This window comes from Streptomyces griseorubiginosus, assembly GCF_036345115.1.
Classification (GTDB): Bacteria; Actinomycetota; Actinomycetes; order Streptomycetales; family Streptomycetaceae; genus Streptomyces; species Streptomyces griseorubiginosus_C.
Genome location: NZ_CP107766.1, coordinates 7,933,443 through 7,954,645, shown reverse-complemented (window position 1 = coordinate 7,954,645; position 21,203 = coordinate 7,933,443). Strand labels below are relative to the sequence as shown.

General features: G+C 70.7%; 20 protein-coding genes. 2 read left to right on the top strand and 18 right to left on the bottom strand.

Translation table 11 applies throughout. The features are described 5' to 3' along the window. Window positions 1-2 precede the first annotated feature (2 nt). Both OHN19_RS35980 and pyrR read right to left on the bottom strand, forming a co-directional pair. The gene (locus OHN19_RS35980) at window positions 3-980 is read right to left on the bottom strand and encodes an aspartate carbamoyltransferase catalytic subunit (RefSeq protein WP_330268189.1); all 978 of its coding nucleotides are present in this window, start codon (window positions 978-980) and stop codon (window positions 3-5) included. An 81-nt stretch (window positions 981-1,061) separates the two neighbouring features. Further along, window positions 1,062-1,637 (bottom strand): bifunctional pyr operon transcriptional regulator/uracil phosphoribosyltransferase PyrR, encoded by a 576-nt coding sequence (gene pyrR, locus OHN19_RS35975; protein ID WP_330268188.1) that lies wholly within the window; start codon window positions 1,635-1,637, stop codon window positions 1,062-1,064. A gap of 252 nt (window positions 1,638-1,889) precedes the next feature. On the opposite strand from pyrR, the gene bldD reads away from it, so the two are divergent. After that, a complete protein-coding gene (gene bldD, locus OHN19_RS35970) occupies window positions 1,890-2,390 on the top strand; it encodes a transcriptional regulator BldD (RefSeq protein WP_003956405.1) in 501 nt (166 codons plus the stop codon). A gap of 183 nt (window positions 2,391-2,573) precedes the next feature. Here the strand turns inward: bldD and nusB are convergent, their stop codons facing one another. From nusB to OHN19_RS35905, 13 genes are all read right to left on the bottom strand, one after another. Further along, window positions 2,574-3,008, bottom strand: coding sequence for a transcription antitermination factor NusB (gene nusB / locus OHN19_RS35965; protein ID WP_123759504.1), 435 nt, complete (start codon window positions 3,006-3,008; stop codon window positions 2,574-2,576). Window positions 3,009-3,010: 2 nt separating this feature from the next. Then, window positions 3,011-3,577, bottom strand: coding sequence for an elongation factor P (efp, locus tag OHN19_RS35960; RefSeq protein WP_037714883.1), 567 nt, complete (start codon window positions 3,575-3,577; stop codon window positions 3,011-3,013). Window positions 3,578-3,628: 51 nt separating this feature from the next. Further along, window positions 3,629-4,735: an aminopeptidase P family protein gene (locus OHN19_RS35955; protein ID WP_330268187.1), complete on the bottom strand. Its 1,107-nt coding sequence runs from the start codon at window positions 4,733-4,735 to the stop codon at window positions 3,629-3,631. A 165-nt stretch (window positions 4,736-4,900) separates the two neighbouring features. Next, window positions 4,901-5,860, bottom strand: a complete 960-nt coding sequence (locus OHN19_RS35950; RefSeq protein ID WP_330268186.1) for a Pro-rich N-terminal domain-containing protein — start codon at window positions 5,858-5,860, stop codon at window positions 4,901-4,903. A gap of 335 nt (window positions 5,861-6,195) precedes the next feature. Beyond that, a complete protein-coding gene (gene aroB, locus OHN19_RS35945; RefSeq protein WP_020138095.1) occupies window positions 6,196-7,287 on the bottom strand; it encodes a 3-dehydroquinate synthase in 1,092 nt (363 codons plus the stop codon). Continuing rightward, entirely contained in the window at window positions 7,284-7,796 is a 513-nt protein-coding gene (locus OHN19_RS35940; RefSeq protein ID WP_330268185.1) for a shikimate kinase, read from the bottom strand. The genes aroB and OHN19_RS35940 overlap by 4 nt, the downstream gene beginning before the upstream one ends. Further along, window positions 7,793-8,977 (bottom strand): chorismate synthase, encoded by a 1,185-nt coding sequence (aroC, locus tag OHN19_RS35935; RefSeq protein ID WP_330268184.1) that lies wholly within the window; start codon window positions 8,975-8,977, stop codon window positions 7,793-7,795. Before aroC ends, OHN19_RS35940 begins: the two co-directional genes overlap by 4 nt. 196 nt (window positions 8,978-9,173) lie before the next feature. Continuing rightward, window positions 9,174-10,013, bottom strand: coding sequence for a shikimate dehydrogenase (locus OHN19_RS35930; protein ID WP_330268183.1), 840 nt, complete (start codon window positions 10,011-10,013; stop codon window positions 9,174-9,176). Window positions 10,014-10,081: 68 nt separating this feature from the next. Continuing rightward, window positions 10,082-11,812, bottom strand: a complete 1,731-nt coding sequence (mltG, locus tag OHN19_RS35925; RefSeq protein ID WP_330268182.1) for an endolytic transglycosylase MltG — start codon at window positions 11,810-11,812, stop codon at window positions 10,082-10,084. 122 nt (window positions 11,813-11,934) lie between these two features. After that, window positions 11,935-12,399 carry a Holliday junction resolvase RuvX gene (ruvX, locus tag OHN19_RS35920; protein ID WP_330268181.1) on the bottom strand — a complete coding sequence of 155 codons (465 nt, stop codon included), beginning with the start codon at window positions 12,397-12,399 and terminating at the stop codon, window positions 11,935-11,937. Beyond that, complete coding sequence (alaS, locus tag OHN19_RS35915) at window positions 12,399-15,071, bottom strand: alanine--tRNA ligase (RefSeq protein WP_330268180.1); 2,673 nt, start codon at window positions 15,069-15,071, stop codon at window positions 12,399-12,401. Before alaS ends, ruvX begins: the two co-directional genes overlap by 1 nt. Further along, window positions 15,071-15,412, bottom strand: coding sequence for a hypothetical protein (locus OHN19_RS35910; protein ID WP_020138089.1), 342 nt, complete (start codon window positions 15,410-15,412; stop codon window positions 15,071-15,073). The genes alaS and OHN19_RS35910 overlap by 1 nt, the downstream gene beginning before the upstream one ends. A 9-nt stretch (window positions 15,413-15,421) precedes the next feature. Continuing rightward, window positions 15,422-15,847 (bottom strand): DUF948 domain-containing protein, encoded by a 426-nt coding sequence (locus OHN19_RS35905; protein WP_123759515.1) that lies wholly within the window; start codon window positions 15,845-15,847, stop codon window positions 15,422-15,424. 150 nt (window positions 15,848-15,997) lie between these two features. On the opposite strand from OHN19_RS35905, the gene OHN19_RS35900 reads away from it, so the two are divergent. Then, window positions 15,998-18,196 (top strand): ATP-binding protein, encoded by a 2,199-nt coding sequence (locus OHN19_RS35900; protein WP_330268179.1) that lies wholly within the window; start codon window positions 15,998-16,000, stop codon window positions 18,194-18,196. 30 nt (window positions 18,197-18,226) lie between these two features. Here the strand turns inward: OHN19_RS35900 and rpsD are convergent, their stop codons facing one another. The 3 genes from rpsD to OHN19_RS35885 all read right to left on the bottom strand — a co-directional run bounded on the left by rpsD (window position 18,227) and on the right by OHN19_RS35885 (window position 21,173). Continuing rightward, on the bottom strand, window positions 18,227-18,841 hold the full coding sequence (rpsD, locus tag OHN19_RS35895; protein ID WP_015661793.1) for a 30S ribosomal protein S4: 615 nt from the start codon (window positions 18,839-18,841) through the stop codon (window positions 18,227-18,229). Window positions 18,842-19,119: 278 nt separating this feature from the next. After that, window positions 19,120-20,475 carry a replication-associated recombination protein A gene (locus tag OHN19_RS35890; protein WP_330268178.1) on the bottom strand — a complete coding sequence of 452 codons (1,356 nt, stop codon included), beginning with the start codon at window positions 20,473-20,475 and terminating at the stop codon, window positions 19,120-19,122. 35 nt (window positions 20,476-20,510) lie between these two features. Then, window positions 20,511-21,173, bottom strand: a complete 663-nt coding sequence (locus tag OHN19_RS35885; protein WP_330268177.1) for a vitamin K epoxide reductase family protein — start codon at window positions 21,171-21,173, stop codon at window positions 20,511-20,513. Window positions 21,174-21,203: the final 30 nt, after the last annotated feature.

Genomic DNA, 21,203 nt, shown 5'->3' with positions numbered 1-21,203 from the left:
ACTTACTTCTCCTCGATACGGGTGTGGCTGACGGCGGGCTCGTTGCCGCCCAGAAGGAGGTACAGGACGGCCATCCGGATGGAGACTCCGTTTGCGACCTGCTCCACGACGGTGCAGCGGTCCGAGTCGGCGACCTCGGCGGTGATCTCCATGCCCCGGACCATCGGCCCCGGGTGCATCACGATGGCGTGCTCCGGCATCCGCGCCATGCGGTCCCCGTCCAGGCCGTAGCGCCGGGAGTACTCCCGCTCGGTCGGGAAGAACGCGGCGTTCATGCGCTCGCGCTGCACGCGCAGCATCATCACCGCGTCGGACTTGGCGAGCGTGCCGTCGAGGTCGTACGCCACCTCGCACGGCCAGGTCTCGACGCCGACCGGCACCAGGGTGGGCGGGGCGACGAGGGTGACCTCGGCGCCGAGGGTGTGCAGCAGGTCGACGTTGGAGCGGGCGACCCGGCTGTGCAGGACGTCCCCGACGATCGTGATGCGCTTGCCGGACAGGTCCTGCCCGAGCCCCGCGTCCCGGCCGACGAGCCGGCGCCGCATCGTGAACGCGTCCAGCAGGGCCTGGGTGGGGTGCTGGTGGGTGCCGTCGCCCGCGTTGATGACGGCGGCGTCGATCCAGCCGGAGTTGGCGAGGCGGTACGGCGCCCCGGAGGCACCGTGCCGGATGACGACGGCGTCGACGCCCATGGCCTCCAGGGTCTGCGCGGTGTCCTTGAGGGACTCCCCCTTGGAGACGCTGGAGCCCTTGGCGGTGAAGTTGATGACGTCCGCGGAGAGGCGCTTCTCGGCGGCTTCGAAGGAGATACGCGTGCGCGTGGAGTCCTCGAAGAAGAGGTTGACGATCGTGCGGCCGCGCAGGGTCGGCAGCTTCTTGATCGGCCGGTCGGCGACCCGGGCCATCTCCTCGGCGGTGTCGAGGATCAGGACGGCGTCGTCGCGGGTGAGGTCGGCGGCCGAGATGAGATGACGCTGCATCTGTCAGGCTCCGTAAGGCAGTTCAGGGGGAGATTCCGGGCAAGCGTGGGCACGCCGACGCGAGGCGTGCCCCGGGGCTCGCTACTGGGTCTGCTTCACGCCGAGCAGCACGGTGTCGCGACCGTCCTCCTCGGCGAGCTGGACCTTGACCGTCTCCCGCAGCGACGTGGGGAGGTTCTTGCCGACGTAGTCGGCGCGGATGGGCAGTTCGCGGTGGCCTCTGTCGACGAGGACGGCGAGCTGCACCGCGCGGGGGCGCCCGATGTCGTTCAGGGCGTCCAGGGCGGCGCGGATGGTGCGGCCGGAGAAGAGCACGTCGTCGACGAGGACGACCAGCCGGCCGTCGAGACCGTCACCGGGGATCTCGGTGCGGGCCAGCGCGCGCGGCGGGTGCATGCGCAGGTCGTCGCGGTACATGGTGATGTCGAGCGAACCGACCGGGATCTTGCGGTCGGTGATCTCCTCGAGCTTGGCGGCGAGCCGCTGGGCGAGGTGGACGCCCCGGGTCGGAATGCCGAGGAGCACCACGTCGTCGGCGCCCTTGGCGCGTTCGACGATCTCGTGGGCGATGCGGGTCAGCACACGCGCGATGTCGGGGCCCTCGAGAACGGGCCGGGCATCGGACGCGCCCATATCAGAAGTGTCCTGCTTGTCCATACGAAACGGACCTCCTTCTCCGCCTCACGGGACGGACCTTAAAGGACGTCGGATTTGCGCCATCCACGGTAGCAGGCCCTTTCGGCGCCTCATGTCACCCCCTTGGCGCAATCGACCTCCGCCACCACGGAAGAGTCGGTGTGGACCATTCGGCTTGACGCAGAAGCGTCACGCTGCGTAACCTCACAGTGAGTTACCAGCGCGCGGCTCGGGACCACTGCAGCCGCGTCGATCCAGTGTCCGGGGAGCTATATGTCCAGCGAATACGCCAAACAGCTCGGGGCCAAGCTTCGGGCCATCCGCACCCAGCAGGGCCTTTCCCTCCACGGTGTCGAGGAGAAGTCCCAGGGACGCTGGAAGGCGGTCGTGGTCGGATCGTACGAGCGTGGCGACCGCGCGGTGACCGTGCAGCGCCTTGCCGAGTTGGCGGATTTCTACGGCGTTCCGGTGCAGGAGCTGCTGCCCGGCACCACTCCGGGCGGGGCCGCCGAACCGCCGCCGAAGCTGGTCCTGGACCTGGAGCGACTGGCTCACGTCCCGGCCGAGAAGGCGGGCCCGCTCCAGCGGTACGCGGCCACGATCCAGTCCCAGCGCGGTGACTACAACGGCAAGGTGCTCTCGATCCGCCAGGACGACCTGCGCACACTCGCCGTCATCTACGACCAGTCGCCCTCGGTCCTCACCGAGCAGCTGATCAGCTGGGGCGTGCTGGACGCGGACGCGCGTCGCGCGGTGTCCCACGAGGAGAGCTGAGCCGCCCCCAGCCTCAGCAGAAACGTGCCGCCGGGGTGGCCGGGACTTCACTGTTCCGGCCACCCCGGCGGCTTTCTGCGGGCCTCGCGCCGCTTTCCCGCACCCGTACGCCTGAGGGCCCGCAGCGGTGACGCTGCGGGCCCTCAGGCACTGCTTGTCTCGAGGTCGCCTCGGCGGCTCGGCTCACGCCTCGTCTCGGCGCAGCGAAGGCTTCAGATCCTTGAGCCGGCCCAGCAGGCCGTTCACGAACGAGGGCGACTCGTCCGTGGAGAACTCCTTCGCCAGCTGCACCATCTCGTCGAGCACCACGGCGTCCGGGGTCTCGTCGGCCCAGATCAGCTCGTAGGCGCCCAGCCGCAGGATGTTGCGGTCGACGACCGGCATCCGGTCCAGCGTCCAGCCGACCGAGTACTGCGCGATCAGCTCGTCGATGCGCTTCGCGTGCTCCGCGTAGCCCTCGACCAGCTGCATCGTGTACTCGCTGACCGGGGGCTGCCGGGTGTCTTCCCGGGAGAGCCGGATCCAGTCCGCGAGGACCGTCAGGACGTCGACGCCGCGCTGGTCGCCCTCGAAGAGGATCTGGAAGGCGCGCTTGCGGGCCGTGTTGCGGGCAGCCACGGTTAGCTGTTCACCCGGCCGAGGTAGTCGCTCGTGCGGGTGTCGACCTTGATCTTCTCACCGGTGGTGATGAAGAGCGGGACCTGGATCTGGTGACCGGTCTCCAGGGTGGCGGGCTTGGTGCCGCCGGTGGAGCGGTCGCCCTGGACACCCGGCTCGGTCTCCTGGATCGTCAGCTCGACGGCGGCCGGCAGCTCGACGAAGAGCACCTCGCCCTCGTGCTGCGCGACGGTGGCCGTGAATCCCTCGATCAGGAAGTTGGCGGCGTCGCCGACCGTCTTGCGGTCGATCATGAGCTGGTCGTAGGTGTCCAGGTCCATGAAGACGAAGTACTCGCCGTCCATGTACGAGAACTGCATGTCGCGCTTGTCGACAGTGGCCGTCTCGACCTTGACGCCGGCGTTGAAGGTCTTGTCGACGACCTTGCCCGACAGGACGTTCTTGAGCTTGGTGCGCACGAAGGCCGGGCCCTTGCCGGGCTTGACGTGCTGGAACTCGACGACGGACCAGAGCTGGCCGCCTTCGAGCTTGAGCACCAGGCCGTTCTTGAGGTCGTTCGTGGAAGCCACGGTTGCGGAATCTCCTGGACTGACGTGGACGACCCCGGCGCACGCCTCTGCCTACAGGGCGAGCAGCTCCTTGGTCGTGATGGTGAGTAGCTCGGGTCCGCCGTCCGCCTCGGGGCGTACGACGAGCGTGTCATCGATCCGGACACCGCCCCGGCCCGGGAGGTGGACCCCCGGTTCGACGGTGACCGGCACGCAAGCGTCCAGTTTACCCATGGCCGCGGGGGCCAACTGCGGGTCCTCGTCGATTTCGAGTCCCACACCGTGTCCGGTGAGGGACGACAGGCCCTCGTGGTGGCCCGCGGACTCCAGCACCTGCCGGGCCGCCCGGTCCACCTCGCGGTACTCGGCGCCGGGCGCCAGTGACTCGCGGCCGGCGCGCTGAGCGGCGAAGACGAGGTCGTACAGCTCGATCTGCCAGTCCGCGGGGGACGTACCGATGACGAAGGTGCGGCCGATCTCGCAACGGTAGCCGCGATAGCTCGCGCCCAGACAGACGGAGAGGAAATCGCCCTCCTCGACCCGGCGGTCGGTGGGGCGGTGGCCGCGGCGGCCGGAGTTCGGGCCGGTGCCCACGGAGGTGGCGAAGGCCGGGCCGTCCGCGCCGTGGTCGACGAGCCGGCGCTCCAGTTCGAGGGCGAGGTGCCGTTCCGTACGTCCCACGAGGATGGACTCCAGGAGTTCGCCCAGTGCCTGGTCGGCGATCTCGGCGCCGATGCGCAGGCAGGAGATCTCCTCCTCGTCCTTGATGACCCGGAGCTGCTCGACCGCGCCGGCGAGGTCCGCGAGGCGGAGCCGGGGTACGACGGAGCGGATCGCGCGGTGCCGGGCGACCGTGAGGTGCTCCTCCTCCACGGCGAGCGAGTCCACGCCCTGGCCGGTGGCGAGGTCGGCCGCGGCGACGGCGGGGTCGCCCCCGGCGCCGGGCAGGTAGTGCAGTCGCAGGGTCTCGTCGGGGCGGCCGGTGCCGGGACGGTCCTCCGGGGGGCCGGAGCACACCAGCAGGTCCTCGGTCATGCCGAGCAGCAGCACGCTGCCCCGCGGGGCGGTGCCCGCGAGGTAGCGGACGTTGGCCGGTCGGGAGATCAGCGCGGATTGACTGCCGCCGGCCTGGCAGCGGTCGCGTAGGCGGGCTCTGCGGGTGGCGTACACCTCTGACATGACTTGAGCGTAGGAGTTTTACCGGTAAGTCGCTTTTTGAGGGAGTCCGAGTGGGGAGGGTCGCTGGTCATGTGCGGGCCGGTGGGGGCTGGTCGCTCGCGCCCACGCGGCGGAGCCGCATATCGGCACGGCCCCGCGCCCCTTGGTGGGTCCAACGGGTCCCGGCTACCAGCTCGGCGGGCTCGCTATCGACCTCGCCAGGACGTCGTCCAGGACCTTCGCGGTCTGCGGTACGTCCATCTGGCTGTTGTCGATGATCGGCAGACCGGAGCCGTACCAGCCCGCCATCCGGCCGTGGATCCGCGCCACTTCCTCGTCGGTGAGGCGGCGGTTGCCGGACCGCTCCGCGTTGCGTTCCAGGACGATCTCCAGGCCGGGCAGCAGGACCACCGGGAGCAGGCCCGGCCCCACGTGCCGCTTCCAGCCGCCGAGGCCGACCACCGGCCGGTCCGGGAACACCGCGTCGTCGAGGATGCAGGAGATGCCGTTGGCGAGGAAGTTGCGGGCGGCGAAGCCGCAGGTGCGGCGGGCGAGGCGGTACTGGGCCTCGGAGTGGTCGTTCCAGCCGGACTGGGGGTCGGCGAAGCCCGAGCGGACCCATTCGCGGACGTCGTCGAGGCTGATGTGGGCGGTGGGGACGCGGCGGTGGTCGGCCCAGTACTTGGCGACGCTCGTCTTGCCGGCGCCGGCGGGGCCGATCAGGAGCACGGCGAGGGTGGTGCCCGCGGGGTCGGGCACGGCGGCGGGCGGCGCGCTCGGGGCGCCCACCGGTGCGCCGGGCGGCAGCGGGACATGGCCGGTGGTGTCGGGCACCGGACCCGGCGGGTGCGGCGGCGCGGGTGGGCCGGGTGCGTGCTGGGGCGCGGGCGGTGCCGGTGCGTGCGGCGGCGCGGGCGGGACCGACGAGTGCGGGGACGCCGGCGGGACCGAGGCGTGCGGCGGTGTCGGCGGGACCGGAGCCGGGGTGAAGCCCGGGGCCGGCGGCGGTGGGGGCACCGGGCCGGAGCCCTGGTGCGCACCCGGGTGATGCGGTCCCGGGTGATGTGCGGCCGGCGACCAGCCGGTGGCCGGTCCGTGCCCCGGCTGGTGGGGCGGCGGCAGCGGAGAACCCACTGCGTGCTGCATCCGGTGCCACTCCGTCTCGTCTTGGCCGGCTCGTGCGCCGTCGGGGCGCTCGCGTCGGTGCCGGGAGCCCGACCGGACCCGGCCCTCGGGCCCGGCTCGCTCGTCCTCTCGTACCCGACGCGCCCCTCCGGCTCACTCGCGGCAGGCTGATCGGCGCTGGTTACAGGGCGGTACCTACCCCGCTCGCCACCGAACGGTACCGCCCCGCGCCCTCATTTGGTGAAACGGCCGAGCGGATGCCGAAGTGCCCCTGACGCAAGGCGAATCCGACGGAACGCCCGTCACGGGACCCACCGACCGCTCTCGCCGTGGGGCGGAACGCCCGTCACGGGGAGCTACTGGCCGACCTCGCCGTACGCGGCGAGCAGCACGGCCGGGTCCGGTCCCTCCAGGACGGTCGGCTTGCCCAGTCCGTCGAGGACGATGAACCGCAGCAGGTTGCCGCGCGACTTCTTGTCGACCTTCATGGTCTCCAGCAGCTTGGGCCACTGGTCGTAGCGGTAGTGCAGCGGCAGGCCGACCGACTCCAGGACGGTGCGGTGGCGGTCGGCGGTCGCGTCGTCCAACCGGCCCGCCAGACGGCCCAGTTCGGCGGCGAAGTGCATGCCTACGGCGACCGCGGCGCCGTGCCGCCACTTGTACCGCTCGTTCTTCTCGATCGCGTGGGCGAGCGTGTGGCCGTAGTTGAGGATCTCCCGAAGTCCCGACTCCTTGAGGTCGGAGGAGACCACCTCGGCCTTGACCCGGATCGAACGCTCGATGAGCTCGGCGGTGTGCGGGCCCGCCGGGGTGCGCGCGGCCTCGGGGTCGGACTCGATGAGCTCCAGGATCACCGGGTCGGCGATGAAACCGGCCTTGATGATCTCGGCGAGTCCGGAGACGTAGTCGTTGACCGGCAGGGAGTCCAGCGCGGCCAGGTCGCACAGGACGCCGGCCGGCGGGTGGAAGGCGCCGACGAGGTTCTTGCCCTCGGCGGTGTTGATGCCGGTCTTGCCGCCGACGGCCGCGTCGACCATGGCGAGCACGGTGGTGGGGATGGCGATCCAGCGCACCCCGCGCAGCCAGGTGGCGGCCACGAACCCGGCGAGGTCGGTGGTGGCGCCGCCGCCGACGCCGACCACGACGTCGGAGCGGGTGAAGCCGGACTGGCCGAGCGCCTTCCAGCAGTAGGCGGCGACCTCGGCGGTCTTGGCCTCCTCCGCGTTCGGGACCTGGATGGCGACGGCCTCGAAGCCCTGCTCGGCGAGGTCGGCGCGCAGCGCGTCCCCGGTGTCGGCGAGCGCCTCGGGGTGGATGACGGCGACCCGCTGGGCCTTCTCGCCCACCAACGCGCCCAGCTCACCCAGGAGTTGACGTCCCACCAGGACTTCGTACGGCTCGCTGCCCGCGGTGCCGCCGACCTGGATGCGCGTCACTGCCTCGCTCATGCTTCCTTCAACTCCAGTGCGTCCAGCGCGATTCGGGTGACTTCTTCGGGCGTACGGCCGTCGGTGGCCACGACCGCCGTGGCGATCGACTCGTACAGCGAGCGGCGGGCCTCCATCAGCTCGCGCCACTGCTTGCGCGGGTTGACCGCGAGCAGCGGGCGGGCCGCGTTCAGGCCGGTGCGCTTGACCGCTTCCTCGACGTCCATCGACAGGTACAGCACCCGCTGCCCGGCCAGCAGGGCGCGGGTGTCCGCGTCGAGGATCGAGCCGCCGCCCAGCGCGAGGACGCCGTCGTGCTCGGCGAGCGCCCGTGCCACCGCGGCCTTCTCGACGGCCCGGAAGGCGGGCTCGCCCTCGTCGACGAAGATCTCCGCGATGCTGCGGCCCTGCGCGGTGACGATGTCGTCGTCGGTGTCCCGGTAGCCGGTGCCGAGCCGGTCGGCCAGCAGCCGCCCGACCGTCGACTTGCCCACGCCCATCGGGCCGACGAGCACCACCAGCGGGCTCATCGGATGGCCAGGTTCTCGAGGTACGAGGTCACGTTGCGGCGGGTCTCGGGCACCGAGTCGCCGCCGAACTTCTCCGCCACCGCGTCCGCGAGGACGAGGGCGACCATGGCCTCGGCGACGATGCCGGCGGCGGGGACCGCGGACACGTCCGAGCGCTGGTGGTGGGCCTGCGCGGCCTCGCCGGTGGTCACGTCCACGGTCTGCAGGGCCCGTGGCACGGTCGCGATCGGCTTCATCGCCGCCCGCACGCGCAGGAGTTCACCGGTGGACAGCCCGCCCTCGGTGCCGCCCGAGCGGCCGGAGGTGCGCCGGATGCCCTCAGGAGTGCCCACGATCTCGTCGTGCGCCTTCGACCCGGGCACCCGGGCCAGCTCGAAGCCGTCGCCGAGCTCCACGCCCTTGATCGCCTGGATGCCCATGAGCGCACCGGCCAGCCGGGCGTCCAGCTTGCGGTCCCAGTGCACGTGGGAGCCGAGTCCCACGGGGACGCCGTAGGCCAGGATCTCGACCACGCCACCGAGGGTGTCGCCGTCCTTGTGGGCCTGGTCGACCTCGGCCACCATCGCCTTCGACGCGTCCGCGTCCAGGCAGCGCAGCGGGTCCGCGTCCAGCTTCTCGACGTCGGCGGGCGTCGGGTACACCCCGGCCGGGGCCTTCACCGAGCACAGCTCGACCACGTGCGACACGATCTCGATGCCGGCCGTCTCCTTGAGGTACGACCGGGCCACCGCGCCCAGCGCCACCCGGGCCGCCGTCTCCCGCGCGGAGGCCCGCTCCAGGATCGGCCGGGCCTCGTCGAAGCCGTACTTCTGCATGCCCGCCAGGTCGGCGTGGCCGGGGCGCGGGCGGGTCAGCGGGGCGTTGCGCGCGAGGCCCGCCAGGATCTCCGGGTCGACCGGGTCGGCCGCCATGACCTGCTCCCACTTGGGCCACTCGGTGTTGCCCACCATGATCGCGACCGGGGAACCGAGGCTGAGACCGTGCCGGACACCGCCGAGGAAGGTGACCTGGTCCTGCTCGAACTTCATCCGGGCACCGCGGCCGTAGCCCAGCCGACGCCTCGCCAGGTGGTCCGCCACCATCTCCGTGGTGATGGGCACACCGGCGGGAAGGCCCTCCAGCGTCGCCACGAGTGCGGGACCGTGGGACTCCCCCGCGGTCAGCCAGCGCAACCTGCTCAACGGTGCTCCTCAGTGCTCGCGCCCTGGTACTGCCCTGCTTACGCGTGTCCTCGCGTACGGCAACGGCGCGACCAGGTGCGCGGCCCCGGCCCGCCACCTCCGATCCTCCCACGTCCGGCGGCGACGACCGGTCACCGGTCCAGCAGACGGACGTGGAGATGTACCGGGGGCGGCGGTGAGGCTGGGCCGGAGGACCTCAGCGGGCCGCCAGCGCGTGCTCGCCCGCCTTGCGCATGGCCTCCACCGGCGCGGGCTTCAGGCCCGTCATCTGTTCGACCTGGAGCACCGCCTGGTGCACCAGCAGGTCGAGTCCGCTGACCACGGCCCCGCCGATCATCGACCAGCGGGCCGCGAGTTCGGTGGGCCAGGGGTCGTAGAGGACGTCGAAGAGGGCCGCGGGGCGCTCCGGTACGGCGTGGGCGAGGTCGTCCGTCGCCCCGGCGGGGGTGGTGGCGATGACCAGGGGGGCGCGCAGGGCCTCGGCCGCGTCCGCCCAGTCCGCGGTGCGCACCTCGACGTCGAGGCGTTCGCCCCACTGCCGCATCTCGGCGGCCCGGGACTCGCTGCGCACATAGGCGACGACCTCGCCGGTGCAGATCCTGGCGAGCGCGGCGAGCGCGGAGGAGGCGGTGGCACCGGCGCCGAGGATGGCCGCCGAGTCGACCTGTTCGATGCCGCGCTCGCGGAGGGCGGCGACCATGCCGGGGATGTCGGTGTTGTCGCCGAGGCGGCGGCCGTCCTCGGTGAACAGGACGGTGTTGACCGCCTCCACCGAGGCGGCCGTCTCGCTGATCCCGTCGAGCAGCGGGATGACCGCCCGCTTGAGCGGCATGGTCACCGACAGCCCGGCCCACTCCGGTCCGAGTCCCTCGACGAACCCGGGCAGGGCGGCCTCGTCGAGCTCGAAACGGTCGTACGACCAGTCGGTGAGCCCCAGTGCCTCGTAGGCCGCCCGGTGCAGGACCGGCGAGAGGGAGTGGGCGATGGGCTTGCCGAGGACGGCGGCCCGGCGGGCGGCGGTGGCCCGAGGTGTCATGGAACCGTTCCTTGATCCGTTGTCACGCGGGGACCACCGCCCGGCCACCTGGCTGTGACGGCCGGTCCTCAGTCCTTCCGTGACGCGTTGAACTCCTGCACGAGCTTGTCGTGCTGGGCGAGGGTCTTCGTGAACTTGCTGGTCTTGCCGTCCAGCGAGATGAAGTAGTACCAGCCGTCATGGGTCGGGTTGAGCGCCCCCTTGATGGCCTCCTCGCCAGGGTTGTCGATCGGCCCGGGCGGCAGACCCTTGACGTAGTACGTGTTGTACGGGTTGTTGTACTGCTTGAGCTCGGCGATCGTCAGGTCGATCTTGCTCTGGTTCTTGACGTAGTTGTACGTGGAGTCGAACTCCAGGGAGCCGTACGTCTGGGGGTTGCCCGGCTTGAGGCGGTTGTAGACGACCTCGGCCATCTTGCGGAAGTCGTCGTGGCTCGTGCCCTCGGCCTGGGCGAGGCTCGCCACGGTGAGCAGCTGCCATGGGCCGTCGAGGCCCAGTCCTTCCGCCTTCTTCTCCAGGCCGAGGTCCTCGTACTTCTCGGTGGCCCGGCCGACCATGTCCTTGAGGACGGTCTCCGGCTTTCCGCCCTTGCTGACCGCGTAGGCGGAGGGGTAGAGGAACCCTTCGAGCGGGTCCTTCAGGTTGGGATGGCCGAGCGCCCAGTCGGGCAGCCCGAGGTCCTTGTACTTCTGCTTCGCGACCTTCGCCGTGGTGCCCTTCGCCAGCTTCAGGCGTTCGTCGATCTCCGCATAGACCGCGGTGTTGCGCTCGCCCTCGCGGACGATCAGGTTGTCCTGACTCTTGGGGTCGAGCATCATCGCGACCACGCTCTCGGCGGACATCTCCTTGTTCAGCAGGTACGACCCGGCCTGGATCTTCCCCGAGTCGTCGTTCTGCGCGAATGCGGTCACGAACGCGTCGACGCTCTTGACGACGCCGGCCGCCTTGAGGATCCGCCCCATCTCCGCGCCGTTGGCGCCCGAGGGGATGGTGATGGCCACCTTGTCGGCGGTGCCGTCACCCGTGTAGTCCGGCGCCGAGACGAAACGATTTTGGTAGAACTGGTAGCCGAAATACCCGACCGTGCCGAGACCGCCGCCGAACACCAGCAGAACCACCAGGCAGGCGCATCCGCTGCGCCGCTTCTTGGGCTTCTTGCCGCCTCGGCCCCGGCGATCGCCCCGGCCGCCCTCGTCGTCGACCTCGTCCTCGTCGTCACCACCGCCACCCGCGAAGAAGGCGTGTTCGCCCTCGTCGGGGCCGGGATCCCAGTCGGTCTGCTGGACTTCCGGCTCGGCCTGGCGGCGGCTCGGCGGCTCCGGCGGCGGATACGCGTCAGGGGTGGCGTAGGGGTCGGGCTGCTGCCCGGTGCCGTAGGCCGCGGCTTGCTGACCGTACGGGTCCGAGGGGTCCGGGTACGGGACCTGCGTGCCGGTGCCCCAGCCGCTGTTGTCGTACTGCTGCTGGGTGTACTGCTGGTTTTGCTGGGCGGGGTACTGCTGCTGGTCGTAGCCCTGGTTCTGGGGGTCGTAGCCCTGGTTCTGCTGGTCGTAGCCCTGGTTGGGGTCGTACGGTTGCTGGTACTGCTGCGGTGACTGTCCGTAGTCGCCCTGCTGACCATTGCCCCAGTCGCCGTACTGCTGCTGCTGCGGCGCTTGCGGATAGTGCTGCTGCTGGCCGCCGTAGGCAGCTTGATGGCCCGTGTGGGCCTGCTGCCCTTCCCATCCGCCGTCCCCGTGGTACGGGTCCTGCGGATGCCACGGTTCGGAGCCTTCCTGGCCCCGGCCATACTCAGTCATCGATCCCCTAGAGCCGCGAGGCGGCGGTCGCGCGGCTTGTGACCCGGCATCCGATCCGCCTCTCTCTGTGCGGCACCTGTTCGAACAGTGTCGCAGTCGCGCGGAACGTTACCGTATCGCGATCAGATGACCACTTCGACGCCCTCGCCGGGTGCTTTACCTGACACCCGTTCGGATTCCAGGGCCTGCTGGAGGATGATCACGGCTGCTGCCTGGTCAATGACCGATCTGCCCTTTTTCGATTTCACCCCGGACGCGCGCAGTCCCTGACTGGCCGTCACGGTCGTCATCCGCTCGTCGACGAGCCTGACCGGAACGGGTGCGATGCCCTGGGCGAGCTCCTGGGCGAAGCCGCGGACCTTGACCGCGGCCGGCCCCTCGCCCCCCTTGAGGGAGCGCGGGAGGCCGACGACGACCTCGATCGGTTCGTACTCCTCGACCAGCTGCTTCAACCGGCGCTGAGCTGCGGGAACGTCCCGCCCGGGGACCGTCTCCACCGGAGTGGCGAGGATCCCGTCGGGGTCGCACGAGGCGACCCCGATCCGGGCGTCCCCGACGTCGATCGCGAGTCGACGGCCCCTGCGCATTACTTGGCCGTCTCCCCGACCAGACGCTCGACCGCGTCCACGGCCTCGCCGATCGCGGCCGGGTTCTGGCCACCGCCCTGGGCGACGTCCGGCTTGCCGCCACCGCCGCCGCCGAGGGTCTTGGCGGCCGTACGCACCAGGTCACCGGCCTTGAGACCGCGCTCGCGGGCGGCCTCGTTGGTGGCGATGACCGTCAGCGGCTTGCCGTTGTTGACCGTGAAGAGGGCGACGACGACCGCCCGGCCGCCCTGGATGCGGCCGCGCACGTCGAGGACCAGCTTGCGCAGGTCGTCCGGGGTGGTGCCGTCCGGGACCTGGCCGGTGACGACGGCGATGCCGCGGACGTCCTTGGCGGACTCGGCGAGACCGGCCGCGGCCTGGAGGACCTTCTCGGCGCGGAACTTCTCGATCTCCTTCTCGGCGTCCTTCAGCTTGCCGAGCATGGCGGAGACCTTCTCCGGGAGCTCCTCCGGGCGGCCCTTGATCAGCTCCTGGAGCTGGGCGACCACGGTGTGCTCCCGGGCGAGGAAGTTGTAGGCGTCCACCCCGACGAGCGCCTCGATACGGCGGACACCGGAACCGATCGACGACTCGCCGAGCAGCTTGACCAGACCCAGCTGAGCGGTGTTGTGCACGTGGGTGCCACCGCACAGCTCCTTGGAGAAGTCGCCGATGGTCACGACCCGGACCCGCTCGCCGTACTTCTCGCCGAACTCGGCGATGGCGCCCTGCTTCTTGGCCTCGTCGATGCCCATGACCTCGGCCTGGACGTCGAGTTCGCGGGCGAGCACCTCGTTGATCTTCTGCTCGACGTCGGTCATCACGGCCGTCGGAACGGCGGACGGCGAGCCGAAGTCGAAGCGGAAACGGCCGGGCTGGTTCTCGGAACCGGCCTGGGCGGCCGTCGGGCCGAGCGCGTCCCGCAGCGCCTGGTGGGTGAGGTGGGTGGCCGAGTGGGCGCGGGCGATGGCCGTACGCCGGCGGCTGTCGATCGAGGCGTGGGCCTTGGCGCCCACGGTCACCTCGCCGAACTGCACGACGCCCTTGTGCACATAGACACCCGGGACCGGCTTCTGGCAGTCACGGATCTCGATGACGGCACCGGAGTCGACCTTGATCTTTCCGGTGTCGCCGATCTGGCCACCGCCCTCGGCGTAGAACGGGGTGCGGTCCAGGACGATCTCGACCTCGTCGCCCTCGGTGGCGGCCGGGGAGGAGACGCCGTCGACGAGGATGCCTACGACGGTGGACTCGCCCTCGGTGTCGCTGTAGCCGATGAAGTCGGTCTCACCGACCTTGTCGGCGATCTCACGGTAGGCACCGGCGCCCGCGTGCCCGGTCTTCTTGGCCTGGGCGTCGGCCTTGGCGCGCTCCCGCTGCTCCTTCATCAGGCGGCGGAAGCCGTCCTCGTCCACCGACAGGCCCTGTTCCGCGGCCATTTCGAGGGTGAGGTCGATCGGGAAGCCCCAGGTGTCGTGGAGCAGGAACGCCTTGTCGCCGGCGAGGACCTTGCCGCCGGCGGCCTTGGTCTCGGTGACGGCGGTGTCGAGGATGTTGGTACCGGCCTTGAGCGTCTTGAGGAAGGCGTTCTCCTCGGCGACGGCGACCTTCTCGATGCGCTCGCGGTCGGTGACCAGCTCGGGGTACTGCTGGCCCATCATGGCGATCACGGTGTCGATGAGGTCGAGCACGACCGGGCCGGTGGCGCCGAGCAGGCGCATGTTGCGGATGGCCCGGCGCATGATGCGGCGCAGGACGTAACCGCGGCCCTCGTTGCCGGGGGTGACGCCGTCTCCGATGAGCATCACGGAGGTGCGCATGTGGTCGGTGACCACGCGCAGGGAGACGTCCGAGTCATGGGCGTCGCCGTACGCGACACCGGTCAGCTCGGTGGCCTTCTTGATGACGGCCATCGAGGTGTCGATCTCGTACATGTTCTGCACGCCCTGCAGGATCATCGCGAGGCGCTCGAGGCCGAGGCCGGTGTCGATGTTCTTGCTGGGGAGCTCGCCGAGGATCTCGAAGTTGTCCTTGCCGATGCCCTCGCCGCGCTCGTACTGCATGAAGACGAGGTTCCAGATCTCCACGTACCGCTCGTCGTTGACGGCGGGGCCGCCCTCGACGCCGAACTCGGGGCCGCGGTCGTAGTTGATCTCGGAACAGGGGCCACAGGGTCCGGGGACGCCCATGGACCAGTAGTTGTCCTTCATGCCGAGGCGCTGGATGCGCTCCTTCGGCACCCCGACGACCTCGTGCCAGATGCGCTCGGCCTCGTCGTCGTCCTTGTAGACCGTGATCCAGAGCTTCTCCGGCTCCAGGCCGTAACCGCCCTTGTCCTGGGGGCTGGTGAGCAGCTCCCAGGCGTACTTGATGGCGCCTTCCTTGAAGTAGTCGCCGAAGGAGAAGTTGCCGCACATCTGGAAGAAGGTGCCGTGCCGGGTGGTCTTGCCGACCTCTTCGATGTCGGGCGTGCGCACGCACTTCTGGACGCTGGTCGCGCGCGCGAAGGGCGGCTTGACCTCACCCAGGAAGTAGGGCTTGAAGGGCACCATGCCGGCGGGGACGAGCAGCAGAGTCGGGTCGTCCGCGATGAGCGACGCCGAAGGGACGACGGTGTGCCCGCGCTCCTCGAAGAAGCTCAGCCAGCGGCGGCGAATCTCGGCCGACTCCATCAGTGGTCCTCATTCCGGTTGTACGGGTGCGTCTTGTACGACTTCGTGGTGTACGTGGTGTTCTCGATGGCGGCGATGCGCCGTGGTGCGGGCAGTTCGGGACTCTCGCGGATACCGAGGGCGTCCGTCAGCTCGGCCTCCCGCTGCGCCATGTTGTCGCGGACGTCGAGCGCGAAGCCGACCGCGCGGTCCTTGATCCGGGCGCCCGTCTCGATCGCCTTGTTGGCCGCCGTGGCGGCGAGGCTCTCGGGGGTCAGCTGCCTCAGCTTGCGGTTGACCTTGGTGGTGGCCCAGACACCGGCGGCAACGCCCGTGCCGAACCAGAAAGTACGGCGGAACATCTCTGAGCCTCAGTCCCTCTTCCCGCGGCCCCGGGATACCGCCCGGCCCACGATCACGGTACGCCGGGGGGTCTTCGCGGGCACCTCGTCCTTGCGGCCGCCGAGCGCCCGGCGCACGCCGTAGCCGAAGGCCGCGACCTTGACCAGGGGGCCGCCGAAGGTGGAGGCGACGGTGGTGGACAGCGCGGAGGCGTTCGACGTGACCTCCTGGACGTCCGAGGCGATCGCGTCGACCCGCTCGATCTGAGTCTGCGCGGAGCGCACCGCGGTCGAGGCGTCGGCCAGCAGCGGCACCGCCTGGTCGGTCACGTCCGCGACGAGCTTGGTGGTCGCCTTGAGCGTCTGGGCCAGCCTCGCCAGCGCGACGGCGAGGAAGGAGACCAGGATCGCCCAGAAGACGGCCACCAGGATCCCGGCAACCTCTCCACCGGACACCTGACACCTGCTCTCATAAACACCTGTGGGTAACGGAGCCGAGCCTATCGCGCCGAGGACGGCGCTCCGCACCGGATTACCCCTCGCCCGCCCCCGAGCCGCCTCCTGCGGTTGTACGGAGTGAACACGCTTGAGTACGCTCCGTGTTCCATGCGCAGTCATCAGCCCGACGGCACCGAGGCGACCGGCAACCTCCCCCTGGAGCTCGACGGCTTCGTGGGCCGGCGCGCCGAACTCTCCGGTCTGGCGCGGGCGCTCGACTCCGCACGGCTGGTCACGGTGACCGGACCCGGTGGGATCGGCAAGTCCCGGCTCGCGGCCCGGGTGGCCGGCGGCCGGTGCGCGCCGCCCGACGGGGTCTGGCGCGTCGAGCTGGCCGCCGTACGCGATCCGGAGTTCGTCGACTACGCGGTCGTGGAGGCGCTGGGTCTGACGGACCACACCACGCGGCTGCCGCGCGAGACGCTCCTGGCCCACCTCGCCGGGCGCCGGCTCCTGCTGGTCCTGGACGGTGTCGAGCATCTGGTGGACGCGTGCGCGGAGCTGGTCGTCGAGCTGCTGGGGCAGCTGCCGGGGCTGGCGGTGCTCGCCGTGGGGCGCAGACCGCTGTCGGTGGCGGGCGAGCGGGTGTTCGCCCTGGGCCCGCTGGGCGAGGACGAGGCCGTGGAGCTGTTCGAGGAGCGGGCCGGACGCCAGGGCCTGCCGGTCGGGGACGATCCTCATGTACGGGAGCTGTGCCGACGTCTGGACGGCATCCCGCTGGCGATCGAGCTGGCCGCGGGGCGGCTGGGGGTGCTGTCCCCCGCGCAGTTGCTGGAGCGGCTCGACGACCGGTTCCGGCTGCTGACGGGCGGCGGCCGGGACACCCTGCCCCGCCATCGGACGCTGCGCACGGCGATCGGCTGGAGCCATGAACTGTGCACGCCCGAGGAGCGGTTGCTGTGGTCGCGGCTGTCGGTGTTCGCCGGGCAGTTCGACCTGGAGGCCGCCGAGTACGTGTGCAGCGGCGGCGGTCTGCGCTCCGACGACGTCCTGGACGTGCTGTCCGCGCTGCTCGCCCAGTCCGTGGTGGCCCGCGAGGACACCGCGACCGGCGTCCGCTACCGGATGCTCGACACGGTCCGCGCGTACGGCGCCGAGTGGCTGGAGGCGACCGGGGACGCGGTACGGCTGCGCAGGCGGCACCGCGACTGGTACGTGGGCCTGGCCACCTGGTGCGAGCTGGACTGGTTCTCCCCGCGGCAGAACGAGGTGGCCGCCCGGATCGAGGCCGAGCTGCCGAACCTGCGCTGCGCCCTGGAGTACTGCCTGACCGACCCCGACGGGGTGGAGCTCGGCCGGCATCTCGCGGGCTCGCTCTGGTTCTGCTGGGTCGGCTGCGGGCGCCTGTCGGAGGGCCGGCACTGGCTGGAGCGCAGCGTGGAACCGGAGGCGCGCGGAGAGCCGGAGGTGCGCGGGGAGCCGGGGCCCGGCCAGGAACACGCCCGGCTGAAGGCCCTGTGGGTGCTCGGCTATGTGGCGATCCTCCAGGGCGACACCGTGCCCGCGCTGGCGGCCCTCCAGCAGTGCCGCGAGGAGGCCGAGCGGACCGGCAACCCGACGGCGACGGCCTACGCCGAGCACCGCACCGGCTGTCTGGCACTCGTCTCGGACGACATGCCCCGCGCGGAATCGCTGCTGCGCTCGTCGCTGGCGCGCTACGAGGAGATCGGCGAGCTCAACAGCAATGTGCTCATGGCCCAGGTCGAGCTGGGGATGGCGCGCGCCTTCCTGGGCGATCTGCCGGACGCCGTACGGCTGTGCGAGGACGTCCGCCGGATCTGCGAGGACCACGGCGAGCGCTGGGCCCGGTCGTACGCGCTGTACGTCCTGGCGTACGCGGCCTGGAGCGAGGGCGACGCGGCACACGCGCGTACGCTGCTCACCGAGTGCCTGACCTGTGCGCACGCCTTCCACGACCTGCTCGGCTCGGTCCTGTCGATCGAGCTGCTCGCCCTGGTCACGGCGACCCAGGGCGACCCGGCCGAGGCGGCGGTCCTCCAGGGCGCGGCCGCCTCGCTGTGGCCCTCGGTGGGCCTGCCGCTGTTCGGTTCCGCCTACTACAACGCCCCGCACGAGCTGTGCGAGGCGACGGCCCGGGAGCGGCTGGGCGACGAGCGGTACGAGGAGTGCGTACGACAGGGGCGGGCCCTGGGCCGGGAGGCAGCGGTGGCCCGGGCGCTGGGGCGGGCACGCCCACTGGAGGGAATGCCGGCGCCGCGGGGCCCCGTGCGGCACACCGAGGTGACCCTCGGAACGCACGAACCCGCCGCCTCGCCCACCCGGAAGGGCGGGGAGACGGCGGGCTGAGGTGGTGCGTGTGCTACCGCCTGCTGGTGATCAGCGGGCGTAGTACTCGACGACGAGCTGCTCGTCGCAGATCACCGGGATCTCCTTGCGGTTCGGCTCACGGTCCAGGCGGAACGCCAGGGCCTTGAGGTTCACCTGGAGGTAGCGCGGGGTCTCGCCCTCGGGGGCGAAGCCGCCCTCACGGGCGATCGAGAAGAGGGTCTTCTCGCGGCTGCGCTCGCGGACCATCACGACGTCGTCGGGACGGACGCGGAAGGACGGCTTGTCGACCTTCTGGCCGTTGACCTCGATGTGGCCGTGGACGACCATCTGGCGGGCCTGGTAGATCGTGCGGGCGATGCCCGAACGCAGGACCAGCGCGTCGAGACGGCGCTCGAGCTCGATGATCAGGGCCTCACCGGTCTTGCCCTGAACCTTGGAGGCACGCTCGTAGGCGCGGACGAGCTGGCGCTCGGACACGTCGTACTGCGCACGCAGACGCTGCTTCTCGAGCAGACGGACCTTGTAGTCCGAGTTCTGCTTGCGGCCACGGCCGTGCTCACCCGGGGGGTAGGGACGGGCCTCGAAGTACTTGACGGCCTTCGGGGTCAGCGCGATGCCGAGGGCACGCGACTTCTTGACCTTGGGGCGGGACTGGTTCGCCACTTTTTCTCGTTTCCTTGATTCGGCTCGTCAGGGTTGAGGGAGGTCGCATCCGCAGCCGGGGAAACCCGCCGGGTCTCGAAGGACCTGGTGGGCAGCCGCTCCCCTGATCTGGGCACTACGTGCAGCACGCGAGTGGCCCACCTACCGCGTACGGTGGTGGGCTGCCCGCGACACCATTCGAACGGTGCGCGACGCTCCTGGGACCCGCTGGGGGTCCCGGCCGGTTGTCCCGCTCTGACTGCGCGGAACTCGGCACTTCGACGGATTCTACAGGCTGCTCAGGACCGCTTACGACCGAGGTGCTTCCTGGTCCACTCCACCGCGTCCGCGTACCGCGCCTCGCCGCCGTGCCGCGTGGGTTCGTAGTACTCGCGGTCCTTGAGGGCGTCCGGGGCGTACTGCTGCTCGGCGATGCCCTCGGGCAGGTCGTGCGGGTAGACGTACCCCTGGGCGTGGCCGAGCTTGGCGGCGCCCTTGTAGTGCCCGTCGCGCAGGTGGGGCGGGACGGGCCCGGCCAGTCCTTTGCGTACGTCCTCCATGGCGGCGCCGATCGCCGTGGTCGCGGCGTTGGACTTCGGGGCCAGGGCGAGCGCGATGGTGGCGTGGCTCAGCGTCAGCGCGGCCTCTGGGAAGCCGATCATGGCGACGGCCTGGGCGGCAGCGACGGCTATGGGGAGCGCGTTGGGGTCGGCGAGGCCGATGTCCTCGCTGGCGGAGATCATCAGGCGGCGGGCGATGAAGCGGGGGTCCTCGCCGGCCTCGATCATGCGGGCCAGGTAGTGCAGGGCCGCGTCGACGTCGGAGCCCCTGATCGACTTGATGAGGGCGCTGGCCACGTCGTAGTGCTGGTCGCCGTCGCGGTCGTACTTCACGGCCGCGCGGTCGACCGTCTCCTCCAGCGTGGTGAGGGAGATCTCCGGCTCGCCCTTGTCGAGGGCGGCCCCGGCTGCGGCCTCCAGGGCGGTCAGGGCGCGGCGGGCGTCGCCGCCGGCGATCCGCAGGAGGTGGTCCTCGGTGTCCTCGGGGAGCGCGACGGCGTCCTTGAGGCCGCGCTCGTCGCTCAGCGCCCGCTTCAGGAGCCCTCGGACGTCGTCGTCGGTGAGGGGTTCGAGGGTCAGCAACAGGGACCGGGAGAGCAGCGGGGAGATGATCGAGAAGTACGGGTTCTCGGTGGTCGCCGCGATCAGGGTCACCCAACGGTTCTCGACCGCGGGGAGCAGGGAGTCCTGCTGGGCCTTGCTGAAGCGGTGGATCTCATCGAGGAAGAGGACGGTCTCCTTGCCGAAGCCGCCGGTGGCGCGGCGGGCGCCGTCGATGACCGCGCGGACCTCCTTGACGCCCGCGGTGATCGCGGAGAGCTCCACGAAACGCTTGTTGGTCGCCTTGGAGACGACGTACGCCAGGGTCGTCTTGCCGGTGCCGGGCGGGCCCCAGAGGATCACCGAGGAGGGTCCGGCGGGGCCGCCGCTGCCCTCGCCGACCAGTCGGCGCAGCGGCGATCCGGGCTTCAGCAGGTGCTGCTGGCCCACCACCTCGTCGAGGGTGCGCGGGCGCATCCGGACCGCCAGGGGGCTGCCGGCCGGGTCCTTCTCCTGGCGCTCTTCCGCCGCCGCGGTGAACAGATCGGGCTCCACGACAGAAACCCTAGTTCACGGCACTGACAACGCCGTCAGGCCCAGAGGCTGCTGCCCCAGCGGGTCAGGATCATCATCGCGATGATGCCGCAGTGCGTGACCGGCAGGACCCAGGTGAACTCGGCGAGGAACCGCTTGAGCCAGCCCGGGGACGGCAGGAAGTCGTTGCGGATGTTGAACGAGGTGACGTACCAGAACATCGTGATCGTGGCGACCCAGGCCAGCGAGCACCACAGGCACAGCGCGTTGATCCGGTACAGCGACTGGAACTGGAGCCAGGTGACGAAGGCGACGCCGAAGAGGGTGCCGAAGTTGAAGGTGAGCCAGTACCAGCGCGGGAAGCGGGCGCGGGCCAGCAGGCTCATGCCGACGCAGATCACGATGCCGTAGGCGACCAGGCCGAGCATCGGGTTGGGGAACCCGAAGGCGGCGGCCTGCTTGCTCTCCATCACGCTGCCGCAGGAGACGATCGGGTTGAGGGAGCAGCTCGGCGTGAACGTCTTGCCGCTGACCTTGCCCTCGAGGATCTTGAACTTGTCGATCGTGATGACCCACGCGGCGAGCAGTCCGGCCGCGCCGGTGATCACCAGCAGCAGGGCGAAGGCCCGGCTGCCGCCCTCGGTGCGGGGCGCGGTGTCGACGCCCGCCGACGAGGGCTCGGACTCCGTGGAGACGTCTTTCACTGTCGTCTTGCTCATCACGCCGATCCGTCTGCTGGAGAGTTGGAC

Excerpts from the sequence above, each read along its gene's own strand:
- OHN19_RS35980 (WP_330268189.1), bottom strand. The coding sequence starts at position 980 with ATGCAGCGTCATCTCATCTCGGCCGCCGACCTCACCCGCGACGACGCC.
- pyrR (WP_330268188.1), bottom strand. The coding sequence starts at position 1,637 with ATGGACAAGCAGGACACTTCTGATATGGGCGCGTCCGATGCCCGGCCC.
- bldD (WP_003956405.1), top strand. The coding sequence starts at position 1,890 with ATGTCCAGCGAATACGCCAAACAGCTCGGGGCCAAGCTTCGGGCCATC.
- OHN19_RS35955 (WP_330268187.1), bottom strand. The coding sequence starts at position 4,735 with ATGTCAGAGGTGTACGCCACCCGCAGAGCCCGCCTACGCGACCGCTGC.
- OHN19_RS35950 (WP_330268186.1), bottom strand. The coding sequence starts at position 5,860 with ATGCAGCACGCAGTGGGTTCTCCGCTGCCGCCGCCCCACCAGCCGGGG.
- aroB (WP_020138095.1), bottom strand. The coding sequence starts at position 7,287 with ATGAGCGAGGCAGTGACGCGCATCCAGGTCGGCGGCACCGCGGGCAGC.
- OHN19_RS35940 (WP_330268185.1), bottom strand. The coding sequence starts at position 7,796 with ATGAGCCCGCTGGTGGTGCTCGTCGGCCCGATGGGCGTGGGCAAGTCG.
- OHN19_RS35930 (WP_330268183.1), bottom strand. The coding sequence starts at position 10,013 with ATGACACCTCGGGCCACCGCCGCCCGCCGGGCCGCCGTCCTCGGCAAG.
- mltG (WP_330268182.1), bottom strand. The coding sequence starts at position 11,812 with ATGACTGAGTATGGCCGGGGCCAGGAAGGCTCCGAACCGTGGCATCCG.
- ruvX (WP_330268181.1), bottom strand. The coding sequence starts at position 12,399 with ATGCGCAGGGGCCGTCGACTCGCGATCGACGTCGGGGACGCCCGGATC.
- alaS (WP_330268180.1), bottom strand. The coding sequence starts at position 15,071 with ATGGAGTCGGCCGAGATTCGCCGCCGCTGGCTGAGCTTCTTCGAGGAG.
- OHN19_RS35910 (WP_020138089.1), bottom strand. The coding sequence starts at position 15,412 with ATGTTCCGCCGTACTTTCTGGTTCGGCACGGGCGTTGCCGCCGGTGTC.
- OHN19_RS35900 (WP_330268179.1), top strand. The coding sequence starts at position 15,998 with ATGCGCAGTCATCAGCCCGACGGCACCGAGGCGACCGGCAACCTCCCC.
- OHN19_RS35885 (WP_330268177.1), bottom strand. The coding sequence starts at position 21,173 with ATGAGCAAGACGACAGTGAAAGACGTCTCCACGGAGTCCGAGCCCTCG.